The sequence below is a fragment of the Granulicella sp. S156 genome (genome assembly GCF_009766105.1).
Taxonomy (GTDB): Bacteria; Acidobacteriota; Terriglobia; order Terriglobales; family Acidobacteriaceae; genus Granulicella.
In genome coordinates, this window is sequence record NZ_LMUH01000025.1 from 459,449 (window position 1) to 478,269 (window position 18,821).

Genomic DNA, 18,821 nt, shown 5'->3' on the forward strand with positions numbered 1-18,821 from the left:
AGGGTATGTTTCTCAATGATTGACCCGCTGGCTCCATGAGCGGTATAACTCGATAATCTGGTGTTCGGGAAGACGGTGAAAGTCCGTCACTACCCCGTAACTGTAAGCGTTGAGAACATGACACTTTGGGTCACTGGAACGGAAGTTCTGGGAAGGCCGTCAAGTTCACTGAAGCGCAAGTCAGGAGACCGGCCAGATGATGACTGGGCTTAGTTCAACTTCGCTGGGAGAGTTGAAGAGCGTGACCACACACTGTGGCAGCTGCCTACTTACTATTCCCGCTCAGCACTCGGTGATGTTTCAATCCGGGCGCTAGGAGCGATCCATGCCGCATTCTCAATCCGCGTCCGTGACTCTGGTGCTTGGTGGTGTTCGCAGCGGAAAAAGCCGACTGGCACAGCAAATTGCCGAACGAGCCGAACGCGTGACGTTTATTGCGACTGCTGAACGTCGGGATGATCCGGAGATGCACGCCAAAATTGAACGGCATCGCTCCGACAGGCCGCTGAATTGGGTAACTATCGAAGAACCAATTCAGCTCGGCCAGACCATCCGTGAAGCGGGTAGGAACAACGATATTCTTCTCATCGACTGCCTGACTCTTTTCGCTTCAAACCTTCTTGAAGCCTACGACGAAGACACGGCAGGACTGCAAGCGCAAATCGATCAACTTTGCATTGCTCTCAAAACGGCGCCGTGTTCGGTGGTACTCGTATCAAATGAAGTCGGCAGCGGTGTTGTCCCGGCATACGAGCTAGGACGGCGCTTTCGTGATCTGGTTGGCGAAATCAACCAGCGCGTCGCGTCAATCTCCGACACCGTTCTTCTGATGGTCGCTGGCCTTCCCTTTTCGCTCAAGGGGTCCATACCTGCGGAGGTCCGGCAATGAAGGGCTTCCTTGTTGCTGGCACATCTAGCGGAGTGGGCAAAACCACCGCCACGCTTATTCTCATAGCGGCCATGCGACGACGCGGTCTGACTGTCCAACCATTCAAGAGCGGTCCAGATTTTCTGGATACTGGCCACCACACGCGAATTGCAGGCAGAAACGCACGAAACCTCGACACGTGGATGCTTCCAGAGAAGGCTAACCGTGATGTGCTTCGTCAAGCCTCACAGGGAGCCGACGCGATCATCGTGGAAGGTATGATGGGGCTGTTCGATGGAAAGAAAGACGCATCAGAAACAGGAAGCAGCGCAGAGCTTGCCAAACTGCTCCAGCTCCCTGTCATCCTGGTGCTCGATGCCAGCAAGAGTGCCCGAAGTATCGCGGCCATCGTGCTCGGCTTCGAGCAGTTCGACACAGCGCTTCAAATAGCGGGCGTAATCCTTAACCGTGTTGCCAGCGAACGCCACTTCAAGATGCTTGAAACCGCGATCCTTTCGTCCTGTAAAACACCAGTGATGGGCTGGATTCCTAAAGAACCTAATATCGCTATTCCCGAAAGACACCTCGGGCTCCGCACAACCGAAGAGTCCGATGGCGAGCACAACACGGAGGAGGAGCTCGATACGCTCGCGGCCCTCGCAGAGAGACATCTTGATTTAGAAAAGCTTCTATCACTGGAATGTGGACTCGATCTCACAGCTATTTCGCTGCCGCCTCATAAAAAGCAGCAAGCATCAATCCGCATCGGCGTTGCGAGAGATAAATCTTTCAGTTTCTACTACGAAGACAATCTCGACCTTCTTCGCGAACAAGGCGCTGAAATCGTATCGTTCAGTCCTCTGCTAGACACATCGCTTCCTGTGGAGCTTGATGCAATCTATCTAGGTGGCGGTTATCCGGAGTTGTACGCCGAGAAGCTCTCCGCGAACAAATCGATGCTTGAATCTATTCGAGCATTCGCTGCATCCGATCGTCCCATTTATGCAGAATGCGGTGGGATGATCTATCTCTCTCAACAGCTCATTACGGCCGATGGTATTACCCATGCGTTGGCCGGAGTTTTCCCCTTCTCCATGGAGATGACCGGCAGGCTCGTTCAATTTGGTTATGTAACAGTCACACTGACGCGCAACTGTTTACTTGGTGCACGCGGAACGATCTTGCGAGGCCATAGCTTCCATTATTCGCGCATCACGATCGTAGCCGCACCTAAGACTTGCTATCGCGTGGAGTACTCACTCTCCGAGCGAGAAGAAGCTGAGGGTTATACGACAGGAAGTGTTCTCGCCAGCTATATTCACTTGCATTTTCGCGCTTCACCCCATGTCGCTAAGAGTTTCGTAGAGCTTGCGCGCTCTAAAAAGACAAGGGAGTTGTTAACGCTATGAAACGACTCATTTCGATCTTCCTTTGGCTCACTTTGCCCGTCACACCATTGCTTGCCAGTCGAATCGTGCCTGCCGAAACGGGTCGCCAGCAGAGATCCTAACCTCCGACAACCTTTCACAAGCCTTTCAATTCCACCCCGATCATCTATCGTTTTCATATCATCATTCCGTCGCGCAAAAGGCTCTATGAATTCCTTAAGCAAACAGCAAGTCGATCAGATCATTCAGGACCTCACCCCTCCCAACGAACACTGGCAGCAAAAAGCACGTGCGCATCTAGACACCCTTACCAAGCCGCTAGGAAGTCTTGGCCGCCTGGAGGATATTGCCGCTCAAATCGTCGCCATTCGACAAGGCGAGATCACCGAGCCACTGAATAAGGGTGTCTACGTCTTCGCTTCAGATCACGGCATCACCGCGGAGGGCGTTAGCGCCTATCCTCGCGAAGTAACGTATCAAATGGTCCTCAACTTTTTGCGACAGGGCGCGGCGGTCAACGTACTTGCAAACCTTCATCAGGCAGAACTGCACGTGATCGACGTGGGAGTCGATGCCGATTTTCAAGACATCCCCGGGCTACTCCACCACAAGGTAGCCAACGGCACATGCAACATGTTGCACGAGCCTGCAATGTCGGATGAACATCTTGCGCAAGCAATAGAAGTTGGAGCAAAGATAGCTGCGAACGCAGTGGCCTCGGGGAAGACGATAATCGCAATTGGGGAAATGGGTATTGGCAACACCACTTCCGCGAGCGCGATTACCTGTGCACTCACCGGTGCATCGCCATCTCTAGCGACAGGTCGCGGAACAGGTGTAAGCCCGGAAGCCTTCACGCATAAGGTGTCTATTGTGGAAGCAGTCGGCCTTAAACATTTCAGCGGCGCTCCCAACCCATTACCGCTTGACGTGCTCCGCTGCGTTGGAGGTTTTGAGATCGCTGCAATGGCTGGCATGGTTCTCGCAGCCGCAAACCACAAGCTGATCATCATCATTGACGGATTCATCTCAACTGCCGCTGCGGCACTCGCTGTCTCCCTGGCGCCGGCCACACAGGGCTATCTCATCGCTGGACATCAATCCGAAGAACCTGGTCATAAGTTATTGCTCGACCATCTCAATTTGAAGCCAGTATTGACACTCAATATGCGCCTCGGCGAAGGCTCAGGAGCCGTTTTGGCGATGCCCGTTGTCGAAGCCGCGATCGCTATCTACAACCAAATGGCAACTTTCACATCTGCCGGTGTAAGTGAGGCTTCCTCATGAACCCGATGGCCCAAATTCGCAGAACATTTGCCGAATTTCTCGCGGCTGTGCAATTTCTTACACGCATTCCTATGCCGTCGCAGCCCTATGAAGCCGATTCCCTTGCTCGCTCGGTAAAATTCTTTCCGCTAGTTGGCCTCATCGTTGGAGGAGTGGCCGCGTTCGTACATTTTTTACTGGCTCCACATCTGCCAAGACTAGGCGCGGCCTTCTTCGTTCTTCTATATCTCACGCTGATCACCGGCTGCCTGCATGAGGACGGCTTAGCAGATACTGCCGATGGTTTTGGCGGCGGAAGCAGTCGCGAGCAGGTTCTTCTTATCATGCGCGACAGCCGTATCGGAACGTACGGAGGCGTTGCCTTGGCATTAAGTCTTATAGGTCGGCTTGTGCTGATCGCTTCCATACCGTTGTCACAGGTTCCGTATTACCTTCTCGCAACTACAGTATTGGCTCGTTGGACGGTTCTCCCGTTGAGCTACTTCCTTTCGTCAGCTCGAACTCAAACTGATGGCCAGGGGGCACGCATCGCTCGGCTCACCTCAACAGGCACCCTGATCGTTGGAACAGCCTTCAGTTTCGGTGTCGCAGCACTCCTTCTCAAGGCTCGGGCGATAGCCCCGATTCTGGCCATCATCTCGCTCACATGGCTCACTGGCTTCTATTACAAACGGCGTATCGGTGGCATAACCGGCGACTGCTTTGGCGCGACAATTCAGATAGGAGAGCTTGGCATTTACCTTTGTGGAGCGTGGGTCCTATGACAGGCCTGCTATTCATACGCCATGCCGAAACTGACATGGCCGGCACACTCTGTGGGCATTCAGATCCTCCGATCAATGCCCGCGGCCAGAAACAAGTTGCCCATATCGTTTCCAGCCTTATGCCTGAAACCTTCGACGAGATTTACAGCAGCGATCTTCGCCGTGCGGTCGAAACGGCAGCAAGCCTGTCTCAAACTTCCGCCGTTTCAGTAACAACAACTGGCAGCTTACGCGAAATTCATTTCGGCGACTGGGAAGGCTTGACCTGGAAAGAGATCGAAAGCCGGGATGCAGAGTATGCTCGCCAGTGGATAGAGGCATTCCCTGCCCTTCCAGCGCCAAACGGCGAGCCCTTTGCGTCCTTCGAGGCCCGCGTCCTTCGCGAGGTCAACCACCTTCTATCCCTCGCCAACACCAGGCGAATCGCTGTCGTCACGCACGGCGGAGTTATGCGCGTCGTCCTTCGCACTCTTCTTGCATATGACGAACAGCAAGCGTGGGAGATGACAAAGCCCTATTGTTCATCATTCGATTGCACAGGAACCATTCCTCCTCAGAGGAGGATCCAATGAGCGTTGGCATGGTGAAGATTCGAGAACTCGCCGGCTGGGGACTCGACGATTACGAGTACCGCGCTCAGGTTTTTGCGCACGAGAAGCTTGCTGAAGCTAAGCTCCTCGTCGCCGGGCGTCCGACGTTTGAGCAACCCAGCGTTCTGAGTGCGACGCCAGAGACTACACTGGGTGACATGCTCGCAGTTCATGCCGGAAGGCCGGACCTTCTAGCTGAAATGTCCGGCCTGTCGTGGTCACTCGGCATCGTTGATCTACGCTTTCTGATCGCATTCCAGCGCAGGCTCACATTCCGATCAGAAGCCCCCCCCCTTTCTATACCTGCAGGAAACGACTGGCCTGCGCTGATAGCCCTCTCTTTCGGTTCCGCGAAGCCGATCGAGTGCGAACTGATTCACGACCGTTCGACTCGAACCGTGACAATACGATCAAGTAACCCAAATCTGCATATCCGCACAACGAACGACGCTGCATCCCCCCTCAGCATCCAGAATTCCGGCCCGTTTTTTGAGGTGGCTTGTTTTCAAGATCGATGGTTCCTGCGTGACGGGTACCATCGCGCATACGATCTTATGCGTGCAGGAGTATTTGAAGTGCCGGCGGTAGTTATCCAAGTGTCAAACCTGGAAGATCTTGGAGCCGCTCAACCCTGGTTCTTCCCAGAGGAAGTTCTCTTTTCCGAAACTCCACCGCGCGTTGCGGATTTTCTCAATGACGACCTTGTTATCGAATACGAACGACCGCCTCTAATCAAGACGCTCCGTATCACATTAGAAGAAACTCTCGGACCGGCAACACCTATAGGAGAACCATCATGAGTATCGCAACCAAACGTGGCGACGGCGGGCAGACCGGCTTGGCCGGTGGTATCCGCGTATCTAAAGCTGATCTTCGCGTCGAATCTTACGGCTCAGTCGACGAACTCAATACCGTTCTTGGTTTCGCGCGCAGCATTTGCCAGAACAAGGAGATCGCGGACTGGACCGAAACGATCCAGCGCACCCTCTTTCGCGTGGGCTCGGCTCTCGCAACTCCTCCAGAAAGCAAAAAGCAACCTCCAATCGTCGCTACAGAAGACATCGACATGCTGACTGACCTGGTCCATAAAATTGAAGCGACAGAAGGCATTCTTTCCGATTGGTCACTGCCCGGCGCTCACACCGAATCCGCAGCCTACGAAATGGCTCGAACAGTTTGCCGGCGTGCGGAACGTGCCGCCGTGCGGTTCATAGAAAATGGTGGCGTCGTCCAACCAACGGTACTTCCCTATCTCAATCGTCTCTCCGACGTAATCTGGCTCTTCGGGCGTCTTATCGAGTTCAACTCCGGCGTTGAGTCGCGGTTACGCCCCGAGTCCAAGGGTGGCCCCAAATGGTCAAGAGCCTGGTAATGCCTGCAAACAAAGCCTTCAGCGAATTGGAACGAGCCGCCGTATATCGCGCCATAGCCGAACGCAGAGATGTCCGTCGAGGATTCTTAAGTCGTCCTTTACCGGACGAACTGCTGCAGCGTCTTCTGGCTGCTGCCCACAGCGCGCCCTCAGTTGGGCTTATGCAACCGTCGCGCTTCATCGTGATTCGCGACTTAGCGAAGCGAAGAGCTGTTCATGACATATTCAAGGAGGCGAACGCCAAAGCGGCAGCAATATACGAGGGCGCACAGGGAGACCAGTATGCCGCTCTCAAGCTGGAAGGCATCCTCGAAGCCCCACAGAACATATGTATCGTTTGCGACACACAGAACGAGCGTGGCCATAAGCTGGGCCGTCAGACCATGCCCGAAACCGCTGCTTACTCTACCGTATGCGCCGTGCAGAACCTTTGGCTCGCAGCGCGCGCGGAAGAAGTTGGCGTTGGCTGGGTAAGCATCCTCGATCCAATTCGTCTACGCGCAATCCTGGAGATCCCCGACCATATCCTTCCTGTCGCCTATCTTTGCGTCGGCTATGTCGATCAATTCGCATCGCAGCCCGAATTAGAACGATCGGGCTGGGAAAAACGGGTTCCTCTTGAGACAGCCGTCAGCTACGACACCTACAGCGAAGGCTCGAAATCATGAGAGCCCGTGCCATCATGGTACTTGGAACAAGTTCGCACGTCGGCAAGTCGTTGCTGACTGCCGCGCTCTGTCGTATCTTTGCGCAAGATGGCTATCGTGTCGCGCCCTTCAAGTCGCAAAACATGTCCCTCAACTCGGCGGTCACCCCAGAGGGTTTGGAGATTGGCCGGGCCCAGGCACTTCAAGCCGAAGCGGCTGGCATTCCACCCTCAGTTCACATGAATCCCATTCTGCTAAAACCCAGCGGGGATATGACTTCACAGGTAATTGTCCGTGGAAAGATTTGGGGCAAGCTGACGGCGGCGGATTATCACCTTCGCCGAGTCGAAGAATTATTGCCTATCGTCCGTGAGAGTTATGAAACGCTCGCGGCACAAAATGAAGTCATCATCCTCGAAGGCGCCGGCTCGCCCGCTGAAATCAATCTCAAAGAGCACGACATCGTAAACATGCGCATGGCCGAGCTGGCCGATGCCGCGTGCCTCTTAGTCGGAGACATTGATCGCGGAGGAGTATTCGCCTCCCTGCTCGGCACAGTTGAATTGCTTGACCTCCACGAGCAGGATCGTATTCAGGGATTCCTCATCAACAAGTTTCGCGGCGATATCCGGCTCCTTGAACCCGGTGTTCGCCTCATTGAGGATCGACTTGGCAAACCCTGCCTGGGAGTTGTTCCACACCTGCATCAGCTAATGATTGATGAAGAGGACAGTCTCGGCCTTCCCTCCCCGGATACGGAGAGTAGCTCTTCATGGCATCCCGTCGACACCCCTTCAAGGCCTTTGCGTATCGCCGTGCTGGCCCTTCCGTCTTTTTCTAACTTCACTGACTTCGACGCATTGCGCGCTGAACCTTCTGTCTCCCTGCATCTCTGCCGCACTCCTGAAAGTCTGAACGGTGCAGACGTTATCATCATTCCGGGCAGTAAACAGACCGCCGACGATCTACTCTGGTTGCGTTCCGTTGGACTCGCTAACGCAGTGGCTAGCCATGCCGTTAGTGGTCTCGTTGTGGGTATCTGCGGAGGCATGCAAATCCTTGGCGAGAAGATCGTAGACCCCTCAGGGATGGAACACACAGAAACCATTCCAGGCTTGGGGTTACTTTCCATTAACACGACCATGCAGCCTCAAAAGGTCACAAGGCTTACCTCCGGCCGCTTATTAGTTCCGTCTCTCTTCGGCCAACCAATATCGTCGTCACAGGTAAGCGGCTATGAAATCCACATCGGCGAAACTCGCTATCTGGATGGCGCAAATCCCTTTGCAGCGCTCGAGACAGGCCCCAACCAGGAAAGCATCCTCGACGGCTGCACAGCACTCGACGGGCACACCTTTGGAACATACTTGCATGGCCTCTTCGACGACGACAGCTTCCGCCACACGTTTCTTGCCGCGGCCCGTGCCTTTTATCGTCTGGCTCCTGCCAGTCAATTCGACAACTGGCAACATAATCGGGAAGCCTCTTTGAACCGTCTAGCGAACGCGGTACGGTCGTCACTCGACATGTCGAAGATCTTCTCATGGGTAGGCTTAACTTATCAGCACCTGCCTAAGAGCGAGGAGACACTACGATGAATCGCGGCACCCTTCTTCCTGCCGCCTATCTTTTCGACGAGATCGCCGGTGACCCAGAGTGGTTTCCACATCCTGTTCGCCTCATCGGGTCTGCAATCTCTCGCGCCGAATCCACACTTCGGAGTCCCAACCAAAGTGATACCGCAGAATTCGTATCCGGTTTGCTCCTCACAGCCGCCGTTGTTAGCTCTTCTTATTGGTTGACCGCAGCTATCATTCAAGCCACACGAAAATACTCCGTTTTCCTCGGAGACGCCACGGAGCTCTCTCTAGCCTGGACATGTCTCGCCGCCCGCAATCTTGAGCAGGAAGCATCCAACGTCACCGACGCTCTTCGGTCCGGGGATCTACCTCTTGCTCGGATTCGCCTTTCACGCATAGTAGGCCGCGACACAGCGAATCTTGATGCCCAGGAAATCAGCCGTGCTGTCATCGAGACCGTAGCTGAAAGTGCCTCAGACGGTGTAATGGCGCCGCTGTTCTACATGGCTGTTGGCGGAGTTCCGCTTGCGATGGCTTACAAGGCAGTCAACACGCTGGACTCGATGATCGGTCATGCGGATCACAATTACATGTACTTTGGTAAGGCCGCGGCGCGGCTCGACGATGCAGCCAATTATCTTCCATCAAGACTCTGCGCTCTCGCGATCGTAGCCGCATCGCAATTCTTAAGCCACGTAGATCCAACGTCGGCGTGGCTCACGTGGCGACGAGATGGATCGAAGCACAAGAGTCCTAATGCAGGCCAGCCGGAGAGCGCTATTTCCGGAGCGCTCCATGTTTCGCTTGGCGGTGACAACACGTACTCCGGAGAACTTATCCCAGCACAGCGAATGGGCCAGAAGTTTCCTGCCCCGACGATTGAAAAAGCAGTTCAGTCGATTCGCCTTGTATCCGTAGCATCACTGATTGGCCTTACCGTTGGCGTTCTGCTGGTAAACCTCGTGCATAACAGGAAGCACAAATAATATGGCTGAAATCGAATCCTACCCAATGCACGGCGGCCAACTTCGTCAAATCGCCGAAAGGTTCGCAATCGACGAATCGCAGCTTCTGGATTTCAGTGCAAACATCAATCCTGACGGCCCCTCCCCCGCCGTAATCGCGGCATTACGTGCAGGGATTGATGATCTCTCCACTCTTACGGAATATCCAGATCTCCAGCAGACAGACTTGAGACATGCTATTGCGATGCATATAGGTGTCGAAATGGAAAACATCATTGTGGCCAATGGCTTTGTTCCGTTGCTCGAAGCAACGTTGCAAGCCATCAAAATCCACAACTGCCTTCTGCCGGTGCCAGCTTTCGTCGAGTATCGAAAAACATTCGAACGATCGGAGATCGAGGTTACGCCGCATGTGCTAAACGCAGAATCCGGATTCAACTATGACCCTGCCGAGATGTTCGCACGCACGCACGACGCTATCCTGCTGGCGAACCCTCAGAATCCATCCGGCGTCTGCCAGGATAGCGAGTTGATGAGAGCTATAGTCAACAAGGCATACGAGAAGAACACATTCGTCCTGCTCGACGAAGCTTTTATTGACTACGCCCCTCAGCACTCCCTCACATCCACAACTGATGATTTCCCAAACCTGATCGTCTTCCGCTCGGTTACAAAGTTCTACGGAATTCCCGGATTGCGAGTCGCTTATGCGGTCGCCAATTCCGTGCTTGCCTCATCGATTAATGACAATCTTGCGCCATGGCCTATCACGACGCTTGCCTCTCGTGCTGTATGCGCAGCCTTAGCGGACGATATATATGTCGGCAGGACGATAAATGAAAATCTGCATCGGAAAGTTGCATTTGAAGGGGCTCTCAAGTCGCTTGGTTTAACTGTTTACGCCTCTGGCGCAAACTTCCTTCTCTTTTGCCTGCCAGCCGACGTCAATCCAGACAAGTTCTGGAAACAGATGATCATTGATCATCACATTGTCCTGCGAAATTGCGCGAACTATGAGGGACTTGATCCGGGACACTTCCGTGCGGCCGTGAGGACGCAGGAAGAAAATACCAGGCTTCAGAAAGCACTGAAAGACACTCTCTCCCGATGACAGGACGTCTCGAACTGAGCACTACTTTCAGCGCAACGCTCGCAACAGTGCCTGTTTCCATCCCGAAATATCCATCTCCCATATGACCGTGTGTTTGCGCCCATGTTCGAGAACATCACTCCAGACAGAACGGTTCCTTGCATCCTCTGCTACGCCCAGCTTATCGATCACACTCATACCTCGAGTGATCCCACTGTCGACCTGTACATCCATATAGTGCGCTGAGGCAACAAGCGACAAAGAAGGATCGAGCAGAATGGCCATCGCCGTGGGATCCGGGAGAGCAATCCCCTCTTCTCCTGTTTGCGTCAGATATGCCTTTGCGGCAGTCTCATTCGAGCGAATCGCAAATTCCCCAAATCTTGTCTTCAGCGCCAGAATTTCCTCTATCTCCCTGCCGCTCACGACCGCTGCACCGCGTGAAAGCTGCCAGCCAACTAACTCGATTGGGAGTCGAGAACGAAGCACTATACGCGCCGCCTCCGGGTCCACCCAGAAGTTATATTCGCTGGATGGGGTCACGTTACCTTCGCAACATGGCGCACCACCCATCACCACGCACCGGCCTATGCTTGATGCCAGATCGGGTCGTCGTCGAAGAGCCAACGCCAGATTTGTGAGCGGTCCGAGAGTAATGATCTCAATACCCGGATTTGCTTCAACAGTGCGCACGATAGCATCGACCGCTAACACGTCTTCAGGAACCCTCGTCTTTGGTTGATAACCTTGATCGCCTAGACCATCCCGTCCATGAAACCATGAGGCATCCTCTAACGGACGTATCAAGGGTGCTGCTGCACCGGAGAATACGGGAACGCTGGCCCCGCAAAGTTCCACTGTATACAGGGCATTCCGCGTACCCTGCTCGACGGAAACGTTGCCAGCAACAACCGTAATCGCTTGCACGCTCACATCCGGCGAACGTAGCGCCATGATAAGCGCAACAGCATCGTCCGATGCTGTATCTGTATCGATAAGGATCTTTCTTGCGATATTTGGATTCATGGCCTTGTATTACAGTAAAGGAATCGGCGATGTCTACAAGAAGATCGACGCTCCTCGTGCAATTTTTCAGAGTATTGCTTTCACTCGCAAGACCGCGAAAGCTTCCGCAGTAGCCTCGCGAGGAGTTCGTCACACCCGTTCTTCATCCTCCGCGTAGCTAATGACATGCGGCGCAAGAATTCGATTCGTGCTGTGATGGGGCGATAGAGCAGGTCGTCGTGCTGCCTCGCGGCGATCCCGACGACCTGCGAAACCTTCTATCTCTTGCCGATCTTATCTTCGTCGTTCGTTGAAGGGCCAAAAGCGTCGGCCAATGAAGTGAGCTTAACCTGTGACTTCAATTGCCCCTCCATAGCGCTCGTCTTGATGTGAATCTTTACCGGCTGATTAGGCAGCAGATCTACATAGTTATCCGAGATCTCCGTCTCGAGGTTGCCAAAGGCGACCAGCACGCTCTTAGCTAGAACAGGAGAGGTCAGAACGAGATCATATCCATCGCCACTCTTTGTCAGTTGAGACTGGATATTCGGAACAGGTAGTTTGATCTGTTTAGTCGGAACAAAGTATAGAGTGTTGGACGAGACAACTTTCCCTCCAATCGAGAGCTCGACCGAAGCAAACACACTAGCGGGATCAAGCTTCTTCCCACTCTGCTCCTGCAACTCAGAGACTGGAAGCCGAGTAACAACCGTCGAACTTAGCGGAAGCAGGTCCACCAACTGCGTCACCTGTTTCACAACAGAGCCATCAAAGTGCATGATTCTCAGATTGAGTTCGGCCTTCTGCGGTGTTGTCTTGTCGGAGACAACATACGCCGATAGCACACCGTTCTCCAGGTGAGGAGATATCAGCACGGGAGCATAGAATCGGCGGGCATAATATTGAAGCGCTTTCCACCGTCCGTAGTAATCGATGCTCGACCACGATGCGACAGGCCAGCAATCGTTGAGCTGCCAGTAGAGCGACCCCATCGAACGTGGCCGCTCACGACGCCAGAACTCCGCTCCAACTTTCACAGCCTCCGCCTGCAATACTTGGCTGGCATAGAGGAACGACGGGAAGTCTTTGGGCTCCCCGTAGTAGCGGTGCATGTATTCACGAATCAAGCTGTTGCCTGATCCGTTCTTCTGGTGGGCCTTCATGACATCGGAGAGAATGCTCGTACGATCTTCCGGCGCGGTGAAACTCTCGACCGTCTTCAGCTCAGGAAACGATTGGAATCCGTACTCCGATGTGAATCGCCAGTGATGCTTCTCATACTCGCTGAAGTCAACACCGCCGTGCCAAACGCTCCAATCGTGATTGTCGCCACTTTGATACGCGTCGCTCAGCTCTTCATAGTCCGCACTCGGCGTACTGGGCCAGTAAGGAACTTCTGGATCGACACGCGCCTCTGTCGTAGCAAGAACGCCGCTAAACTCGGTCAGGTAGTCCTGCCATATTCGTTCGTGAACTGCGGGTGGCAGCTGCCCGTTGCCATTCCAGTCTCGCAGATCTTCAGTCTCGTTGTTCCCGTCCCACAATACGATGCTCGGATGATTTCGTAGACGCGTCATCTGGTATTCGGCTTCGTGCTGAATGTCTTGCTTGAATTCGTACGTACCGGGCTGCCAGTTATTGCCGAACATCAGGTCATGAAAGACCATCAATCCCAGTTCGTCGCAGAGATCGTAGAACTCATCTGTCTCGTAATAGCCACCGCCCCAAAGCCGAACCATGTTCATGTTGGCATCTTTTGCAGATTGCAGGATGTGCCGATACTTGGCATCCGTCACGCGGTTTGGGAAGCTGTCGAAGGGAATAACGTCCGCCCCCTTGGCATAGATGGGAATGCCGTTGACGACAAACTCAAAGGATCTCCCCCACTGATCGAGATCTCGGCGAAGTACAACAGACCTCAATCCAGTCTTTATCTCTCGCCGCTCTAGTTCAGTCGCTTTTTCCTTCAGGCTGACATCAAAGTGATAGATCGGCTGGGCTCCATAACCTGATGGATACCAGAGCTGGGGATGATCGACCTCGATGGGAAATGTAATCCTGTTTACACCCGGCGACAACGTAACAAGTCTCTCCACATGAAAAGGCTTGTCATTCAGACCATACCTAATGCTCACGATCCCCTTCACCACCTTGGAAGCCAGGATGTCCGCATGAAGATCAACATGCGCAGAGGCAGCCGATACATCTACTTGCTCTGCAAATACGTCATCGATCCGAGCATCGTCCCACACCTCGAGATACGCAGGCCGATAGACGCCACTCGTTGCGAATCGCGGCCCCCAATCCCATCCAAACTCATAGACCGCCTTGCGTATATATCCCTTGGGATCCGTATGCGTGCGAGAGTGCCATGGGTCTCTTTCCGCCACTGCCTCGGCTGCCTTCATAGGAGCCGGGAATACAATCCGAAGATCGTTCGCACCTCGATGAAGCGTCGGCTTTACATCGATCCGCCACGGCCTGAACATGTTGTTCGGTGTCTCGATACGCTTGTCATTCAGATAGACCGTGCAAGCAGTATCCAGGCCTTCAAAGACCAACTCGATATGCTCGCGGGCCAGCGTCGCGGGGGTCGCTTCGACGGACGTGCGGTACTCCCAACCGACCTTCTCTATCCACTGCAGCTTCGCCTCATTGTCCCTATAGAATGGATCGGGAATCTTTCCATTTCGCAACAGGTCAAGATGCACATCGCCCGGCACCACCGCAGGGAGCCATTTGTCGTTTTCTTTCGGCGGGGTCGGACTCTGGCTTTCAGCCATGCCATCGTCCTGAAGTTGCCGAAGCGTCCATCCGCTATTGATCGGGATGCGCTCCAAGCGTCGTGCTTCCGTCGCGACGCATGGAAGCGTGAACGCGGTCATAAGTACGATAAGGCTGCAAAGTGTTCGACCTCGAAACATCTATTTTCATCCTCAGCTGGATATTGTTTAAAATCGCGACGTGTACGTCCTAGCTAAATGCGCAATGCAAATGCCCTAATAAAATTGCGTACACCGTAGATAAGGAGCGGAGGATTGCTGCGCAATTCGGCAGTAATCCTCCCGAAGAATTCTACTGCAGTTGGAGAATCGTACTTTCAGCGGCACCAAGTGCTACCGTTGCGCTACCGGTAACTGAGGATGTAGTTCCTGTCCACAGATCCGTCATCTTGTACTGTGTCGTGCTATTTAGCCCGGCGCGTCCGAGATCGATGGTCGTGTTCAAAGGATTGCTGTAGTCATAGTTGAAGACTGCGATGTAGTAGGTAGTTCCTTTCTGAGCGACAAGAACGTTTACGGGTGAAGTCCCGGTGTTCCCTTCAACCGGGCGGAAGTTCAATCCGAGGGCTGGCAAGCTGTTGATGTTTGTATTGGTCAGCCACGTCTGTACGAGCGGAGGTGCGCCGGAGTCCGTCACGTCATCGCCGTTCAGCATGAACCCGGCAACAGCCCCCGACGTTACACGACTCTTGTTTTCATTTGCCGTATAAGGTACAGCTGTTGTCGACCCCGAGGGGGTCTCAGTTCCTTCCAAAAGCATCTCATCTGGATCGTTCCAGTCGTAGATTCTCCCAGCCATCCACCAACCATAGCTATCGGAGGCCATCTCACGCTTGGTGTCCTCTATCGATCCGTACGTGTCCCCCGCGATGCGGCGCGTGTGCGCGTATTGATAGGGGAAGACGGGAGCAATCGACTCGTCGATGACCATTGAAGTACCAACATCATTGTAGATACGCTTCATCGCCTGGCTATAGGCCTGGGTACCCGTCTGGATCGTAGTGTCGTAGAAGTAACCGTTGTTCGAGCCGCCCTCCAGATCACCATGAATCAGAAAGTCGAGCTTAATATAGTCGAATCCCAACGTCTTGAACATGTTGATGTAGTAATCGATCCTCTGCTGCGTTCCAGGATGCGTTGGATCAGCTCCCCATCCGCTGTCAATGGCCCCCATTGGTGTTCCGTCCGAGTTTTTCATCACGATGTCGCCGAACGTATAGTTCGGAGCGCCATCAACCGGGCCGGTCAGATCGGTCCAGTTCCAGATAATGAAGGGAGTCCAATAGATCCCAGCCTTCTGACCTTGGCTGTGGGCGTGGGTGACAAAGTCCTGCAATTGAGTCTCCGACAGGTTTGTCCAGTAGTTGTCCAGATTGATGTAGACCGTTCCTTGATTGTTATAGTTCGGCAGCTGCGTATGGAAATAGTCTTCCACGGCCGTTGCGTTTGTGTAGCTCAGGTTGCTCTGAATCTTGCCCCAGCTATTCCAGCCCATCGGAGATGGACCAGACCAGGCCAGCATCGGAGCATATTGCGCGTTCGTATTCGCAAAATCTTCCATGCCGCTGCGCCAGTCGCTGTAGTAGCCAACCATAATCACAGGAGACAGGATCTTTGTGCCGGTCACCGCTCCATGAGGCAACTGGTCCTCAGTGCTGTTCGCTCCGCCATAAGCCCACAGGAAGTCGAGCTTGCTGTTGGCATCACCGGTAAACTCAATTCCCGTCCTCCAGGTATCGTGAGTTACCGAACCGATGACCAGGCCATTGCGGCTCGTGTTGTCGTAGAACGCGCCAACTTCATAACTAGTGTCCGAGATGCCGTTCGAAGTCTCTGCGTTGTAGTTGTAGTAGGCGTTGTTGTCGAAAGGCACAACCAGGAACCGAGGGTCTGCATAGGCACCCAGGTCTACGGCCCCAGTGCCATCCACAACAACTGGAGACATCTCGCTGCTGCCTGCACTCGCGTCATCCAGCTCTGCCTGTACGGTAAAGTGATCGTTACTTAGTAGAAAGTGTTGGATCATGGTCGGCGAACCATCGCTCGCCGTCAGTGTGATGTCTGTCCCGTTGTTCGCCACACTTGTAGCAGTGCGGGTGTACGAGGACGACGTGCTTCGATACAACGTTAGACCACTGTAGGCCTGGCTATAGAAATTGGTGATCTTGGTCGCTCCGCCATTGGAGAAGGTCGCAAGGCCCGTGCCGAGATCGTACAGAATCTCATTCTGGCCGCTCGACATCGTTACAGTCTGTGATGGTGAGGCTCCAGTGTTTGCTGGGCTTACTGCGATGTATACGATATCGGGAGAATACGTCGTCGCGTTGGTGACCGTAATGGTGTTCGTGTTGCCTGCATTCAGCGAAACCACCGTCGATACTGGAGGAGTCGCAACATACCAGTTGTTTCCGTAGAGCGGTATATTTGTGGCCGCACCTCCGTTTGAAGAGACCTGGTAAGTTTGCGTGCCGCTGCCTTCGCAGCCCACAAGCGTCACGATGTAGTTCCCTGTAGCCGACGCATACACATTGTTGAAAGTCACACCGTTGCCATTGCCCATGCTGCCTACCTTCAGGCCATTCGGACAGCCGACGCACGTTGCTACCCCCGCGCCCTTATTCAGCGTGTTCCGCGGATCCCATGCCTGGTACACGCAGGTGGAGCTGGTGCATGCCGGAGGCTCAACATATGTCAGACCACCGGGTAGCGTGCTATCTCCATCTCCAGGAGAGTTCACCGTCACGTCCGCTGCTCCTACCTTGTTACTGGCGGGAGCGGAGGCCGTCAATTGCGTCGCACTCTGCACCGTGACAAGGCTTGCGGCAACACCACCGACCATCAACGTAGTACCCGGCGTGAAGTTCGTTCCCGTAACCGTGATCTGCCCTCCAGTGATCGGAAGCTGGCTCGGCGTCACCGAGGCAATAGTTGGAATAGTGGTGGAATTTGCTGCGCTCAAAGCAATAGAAACTACATCGGGCGACCAATCCGTAGCGTTGCCCAATTCGATCGTGTTGTTCCCTCCCGTGGCAAGCGTGACAGTAATGGCGACTGGAGCGGCTGGAGCCGTCCAACTGTTACCAGTAAGAGGAACTAAGACCGGCGAGCCTCCATTCACGATGACCTGATAGTTCTGGGTACCACCTCCTTCACAGCCGGTGATGGTTAGCGTGTAGTTTCCAGCAGAAGGAACGTACACGTTGTTGAAGATCACATCGCTGCCCATGCCAAGGCCACCAACTTTGACACCTTGCGCACAGCCGGAGCAGGTCGCAACTGCCGCGTTCCCTACGAGGGTATTCTCACCATCCGCGGCCTGGTAGGTGCACGGGAAGGTCTGGCACTGGACAAAGGTTAAGCCCTTCGCCAGTGTTGCGGTGCCACCAGCAGATGAGCTCACCGTAACGTCGACGGCTCCTCCGGAAGTGACTGCGGGAGCTGTCGCTGTTAACTGTGTCGTCCCTTGCAGGGTGGTCGCTGTCGCAGCAATTCCACCGAAACTGACAGCCGCACTCGAATCGAAGTTGGCTCCTGTAAGTACAACCTGTCCGCCCGCCAACGGAAGCTGAGTTGGCGAGAGGGATGTCAGAATGTACGGTAGTGAGCTGTTTCCACTTGGATTGGCGATCTGGATAGAGACAACGTCTGGGGACCAGTCGGTATCATTTCCTAATTGCACCGTATTCGCGCTCCCTGCCTTCAACGGAATCGTGACGGACACAGGCGGTGCCGGAGCGGTCCAGGTGCTGCCCGAAAGCGGAACACTGATAGCGGCGCCTCCGTCGACAACCACCTTGTAGGTCTGCGTGCCTGCTCCTTCACATCCCGTAATGGTCAGCGTGTAATTGCCATCGGAGGGAGCGTAGACATTGTTGATGATCACCCACCCGCCATATCCAAGACTGCCAACCTTCATACCCTGGGGGCATCCGGCGCACGTAGCTACCGCAGCCGTACCAAGCAGCGTATTGGCACCACTCGTCGCCTGGTACGTGCAGGGCAACGAGGTGCAGCCGCCCGCCTGAGCCGGCGGAGGGAGAAGCGTGTACTGCAGCGCGTGCGCCATCGTCACACCTCCCTTGTTGGGCGTGGCAATCACAACATCTACAGTCGCCGCCGCCGAAACGACAGGAGTAATGGCCGTCACCAGCGCCGAGCTCTGAAAATACATCTTCTGCGCCGCGATGCCGCCGAACGTGACGGTGGTCTCTGGCGTAAAGTTCGTACCGGTGAATACGACTTGTCCGCCGGTTGTGTAAACGGTGCCTGGCGTCATAGCCGTAATCGTCATTGTGGTCGTGCCGGAAACTCCAGAGGAGCTGCTGCATCCTGAGACAACTATCAGGATAAGAAGGGTGAGCGAAGCCAATACAGACGATAAGAATTCTTTCCAGATATTATGGCCCGCTTGGTTCTCTGTTTCCGGTGTGTGACCCATATCGATCTCCTTCAGACCAGGGCAAGTTTTGGAGCGTTTGCTGC

Annotated in this window: 14 protein-coding genes and 1 riboswitch; of the genes, 11 read left to right on the forward strand and 3 right to left on the reverse strand. The window is 54.2% G+C overall.

Going from position 1 to position 18,821, the window contains the following annotated elements; all coding sequences use genetic code 11:
- Positions 1–11: 11 nt before the first annotated feature.
- Positions 12–212, forward strand: a riboswitch (cobalamin riboswitch).
- Positions 213–325: 113 nt separating this feature from the next.
- The 11 genes from cobU to GSQ91_RS20690 all read left to right on the forward strand — a co-directional run bounded on the left by cobU (position 326) and on the right by GSQ91_RS20690 (position 10,572).
- Positions 326–889: a bifunctional adenosylcobinamide kinase/adenosylcobinamide-phosphate guanylyltransferase gene (cobU, locus tag GSQ91_RS20640; protein ID WP_158823632.1), complete on the forward strand. Its 564-nt coding sequence runs from the start codon at positions 326–328 to the stop codon at positions 887–889.
- The gene (locus GSQ91_RS20645; protein ID WP_158823633.1) at positions 886–2,277 is read left to right on the forward strand and encodes a cobyrinate a,c-diamide synthase; all 1,392 of its coding nucleotides are present in this window, start codon (positions 886–888) and stop codon (positions 2,275–2,277) included. The genes cobU and GSQ91_RS20645 overlap by 4 nt, the downstream gene beginning before the upstream one ends.
- 186 nt (positions 2,278–2,463) lie before the next feature.
- The gene (cobT, locus tag GSQ91_RS20650; protein WP_158823634.1) at positions 2,464–3,543 is read left to right on the forward strand and encodes a nicotinate-nucleotide--dimethylbenzimidazole phosphoribosyltransferase; all 1,080 of its coding nucleotides are present in this window, start codon (positions 2,464–2,466) and stop codon (positions 3,541–3,543) included.
- On the forward strand, positions 3,540–4,307 hold the full coding sequence (gene cobS / locus GSQ91_RS20655; protein ID WP_158823635.1) for an adenosylcobinamide-GDP ribazoletransferase: 768 nt from the start codon (positions 3,540–3,542) through the stop codon (positions 4,305–4,307). Before cobT ends, cobS begins: the two co-directional genes overlap by 4 nt.
- Positions 4,304–4,879 (forward strand): histidine phosphatase family protein, encoded by a 576-nt coding sequence (locus GSQ91_RS20660; RefSeq protein ID WP_158823636.1) that lies wholly within the window; start codon positions 4,304–4,306, stop codon positions 4,877–4,879. Before cobS ends, GSQ91_RS20660 begins: the two co-directional genes overlap by 4 nt.
- Positions 4,876–5,697, forward strand: coding sequence for a hypothetical protein (locus GSQ91_RS20665; protein WP_158823637.1), 822 nt, complete (start codon positions 4,876–4,878; stop codon positions 5,695–5,697). The genes GSQ91_RS20660 and GSQ91_RS20665 overlap by 4 nt, the downstream gene beginning before the upstream one ends.
- Positions 5,694–6,269, forward strand: a complete 576-nt coding sequence (locus GSQ91_RS20670) for a cob(I)yrinic acid a,c-diamide adenosyltransferase (protein WP_158823638.1) — start codon at positions 5,694–5,696, stop codon at positions 6,267–6,269. Before GSQ91_RS20665 ends, GSQ91_RS20670 begins: the two co-directional genes overlap by 4 nt.
- Complete coding sequence (gene bluB / locus GSQ91_RS20675; protein WP_254064767.1) at positions 6,269–6,937, forward strand: 5,6-dimethylbenzimidazole synthase; 669 nt, start codon at positions 6,269–6,271, stop codon at positions 6,935–6,937. The genes GSQ91_RS20670 and bluB overlap by 1 nt, the downstream gene beginning before the upstream one ends.
- 14 nt (positions 6,938–6,951) lie before the next feature.
- Positions 6,952–8,514 (forward strand): cobyric acid synthase, encoded by a 1,563-nt coding sequence (locus tag GSQ91_RS20680; protein WP_254064769.1) that lies wholly within the window; start codon positions 6,952–6,954, stop codon positions 8,512–8,514.
- The gene (gene cbiB, locus GSQ91_RS20685) at positions 8,511–9,482 is read left to right on the forward strand and encodes an adenosylcobinamide-phosphate synthase CbiB (RefSeq protein WP_158823641.1); all 972 of its coding nucleotides are present in this window, start codon (positions 8,511–8,513) and stop codon (positions 9,480–9,482) included. The genes GSQ91_RS20680 and cbiB overlap by 4 nt, the downstream gene beginning before the upstream one ends.
- Before the next feature lies 1 nt (position 9,483).
- Entirely contained in the window at positions 9,484–10,572 is a 1,089-nt protein-coding gene (locus tag GSQ91_RS20690; RefSeq protein WP_158823642.1) for a histidinol-phosphate transaminase, read from the forward strand.
- A 27-nt stretch (positions 10,573–10,599) separates the two neighbouring features.
- Here the strand turns inward: GSQ91_RS20690 and GSQ91_RS20695 are convergent, their stop codons facing one another.
- The 3 genes from GSQ91_RS20695 to GSQ91_RS20705 form a co-directional block, all read right to left on the reverse strand.
- Positions 10,600–11,577: a nucleoside hydrolase gene (locus tag GSQ91_RS20695; RefSeq protein WP_158823643.1), complete on the reverse strand. Its 978-nt coding sequence runs from the start codon at positions 11,575–11,577 to the stop codon at positions 10,600–10,602.
- Positions 11,578–11,834: 257 nt separating this feature from the next.
- A complete protein-coding gene (locus GSQ91_RS20700) occupies positions 11,835–14,480 on the reverse strand; it encodes a glycoside hydrolase family 2 protein (protein WP_158823644.1) in 2,646 nt (881 codons plus the stop codon).
- 151 nt (positions 14,481–14,631) lie between these two features.
- A complete protein-coding gene (locus GSQ91_RS20705; protein WP_158823645.1) occupies positions 14,632–18,777 on the reverse strand; it encodes a CBM35 domain-containing protein in 4,146 nt (1,381 codons plus the stop codon).
- Positions 18,778–18,821: the final 44 nt, after the last annotated feature.

Bases quoted from the DNA above. Each gene is read 5' to 3' on its own strand.
- GSQ91_RS20705 (WP_158823645.1), bottom strand. From the start codon at position 18,777: ATGGGTCACACACCGGAAACAGAGAACCAAGCGGGCCATAATATCTGG.
- bluB (WP_254064767.1), top strand. From the start codon at position 6,269: ATGCCTGCAAACAAAGCCTTCAGCGAATTGGAACGAGCCGCCGTATAT.
- cobS (WP_158823635.1), top strand. From the start codon at position 3,540: ATGAACCCGATGGCCCAAATTCGCAGAACATTTGCCGAATTTCTCGCG.
- cbiB (WP_158823641.1), top strand. From the start codon at position 8,511: ATGAATCGCGGCACCCTTCTTCCTGCCGCCTATCTTTTCGACGAGATC.
- GSQ91_RS20665 (WP_158823637.1), top strand. From the start codon at position 4,876: ATGAGCGTTGGCATGGTGAAGATTCGAGAACTCGCCGGCTGGGGACTC.
- GSQ91_RS20690 (WP_158823642.1), top strand. From the start codon at position 9,484: ATGGCTGAAATCGAATCCTACCCAATGCACGGCGGCCAACTTCGTCAA.
- GSQ91_RS20670 (WP_158823638.1), top strand. From the start codon at position 5,694: ATGAGTATCGCAACCAAACGTGGCGACGGCGGGCAGACCGGCTTGGCC.
- cobU (WP_158823632.1), top strand. From the start codon at position 326: ATGCCGCATTCTCAATCCGCGTCCGTGACTCTGGTGCTTGGTGGTGTT.
- GSQ91_RS20680 (WP_254064769.1), top strand. From the start codon at position 6,952: ATGGTACTTGGAACAAGTTCGCACGTCGGCAAGTCGTTGCTGACTGCC.
- GSQ91_RS20660 (WP_158823636.1), top strand. From the start codon at position 4,304: ATGACAGGCCTGCTATTCATACGCCATGCCGAAACTGACATGGCCGGC.
- GSQ91_RS20695 (WP_158823643.1), bottom strand. From the start codon at position 11,577: ATGAATCCAAATATCGCAAGAAAGATCCTTATCGATACAGATACAGCA.
- cobT (WP_158823634.1), top strand. From the start codon at position 2,464: ATGAATTCCTTAAGCAAACAGCAAGTCGATCAGATCATTCAGGACCTC.
- GSQ91_RS20645 (WP_158823633.1), top strand. From the start codon at position 886: ATGAAGGGCTTCCTTGTTGCTGGCACATCTAGCGGAGTGGGCAAAACC.
- GSQ91_RS20700 (WP_158823644.1), bottom strand. From the start codon at position 14,480: ATGTTTCGAGGTCGAACACTTTGCAGCCTTATCGTACTTATGACCGCG.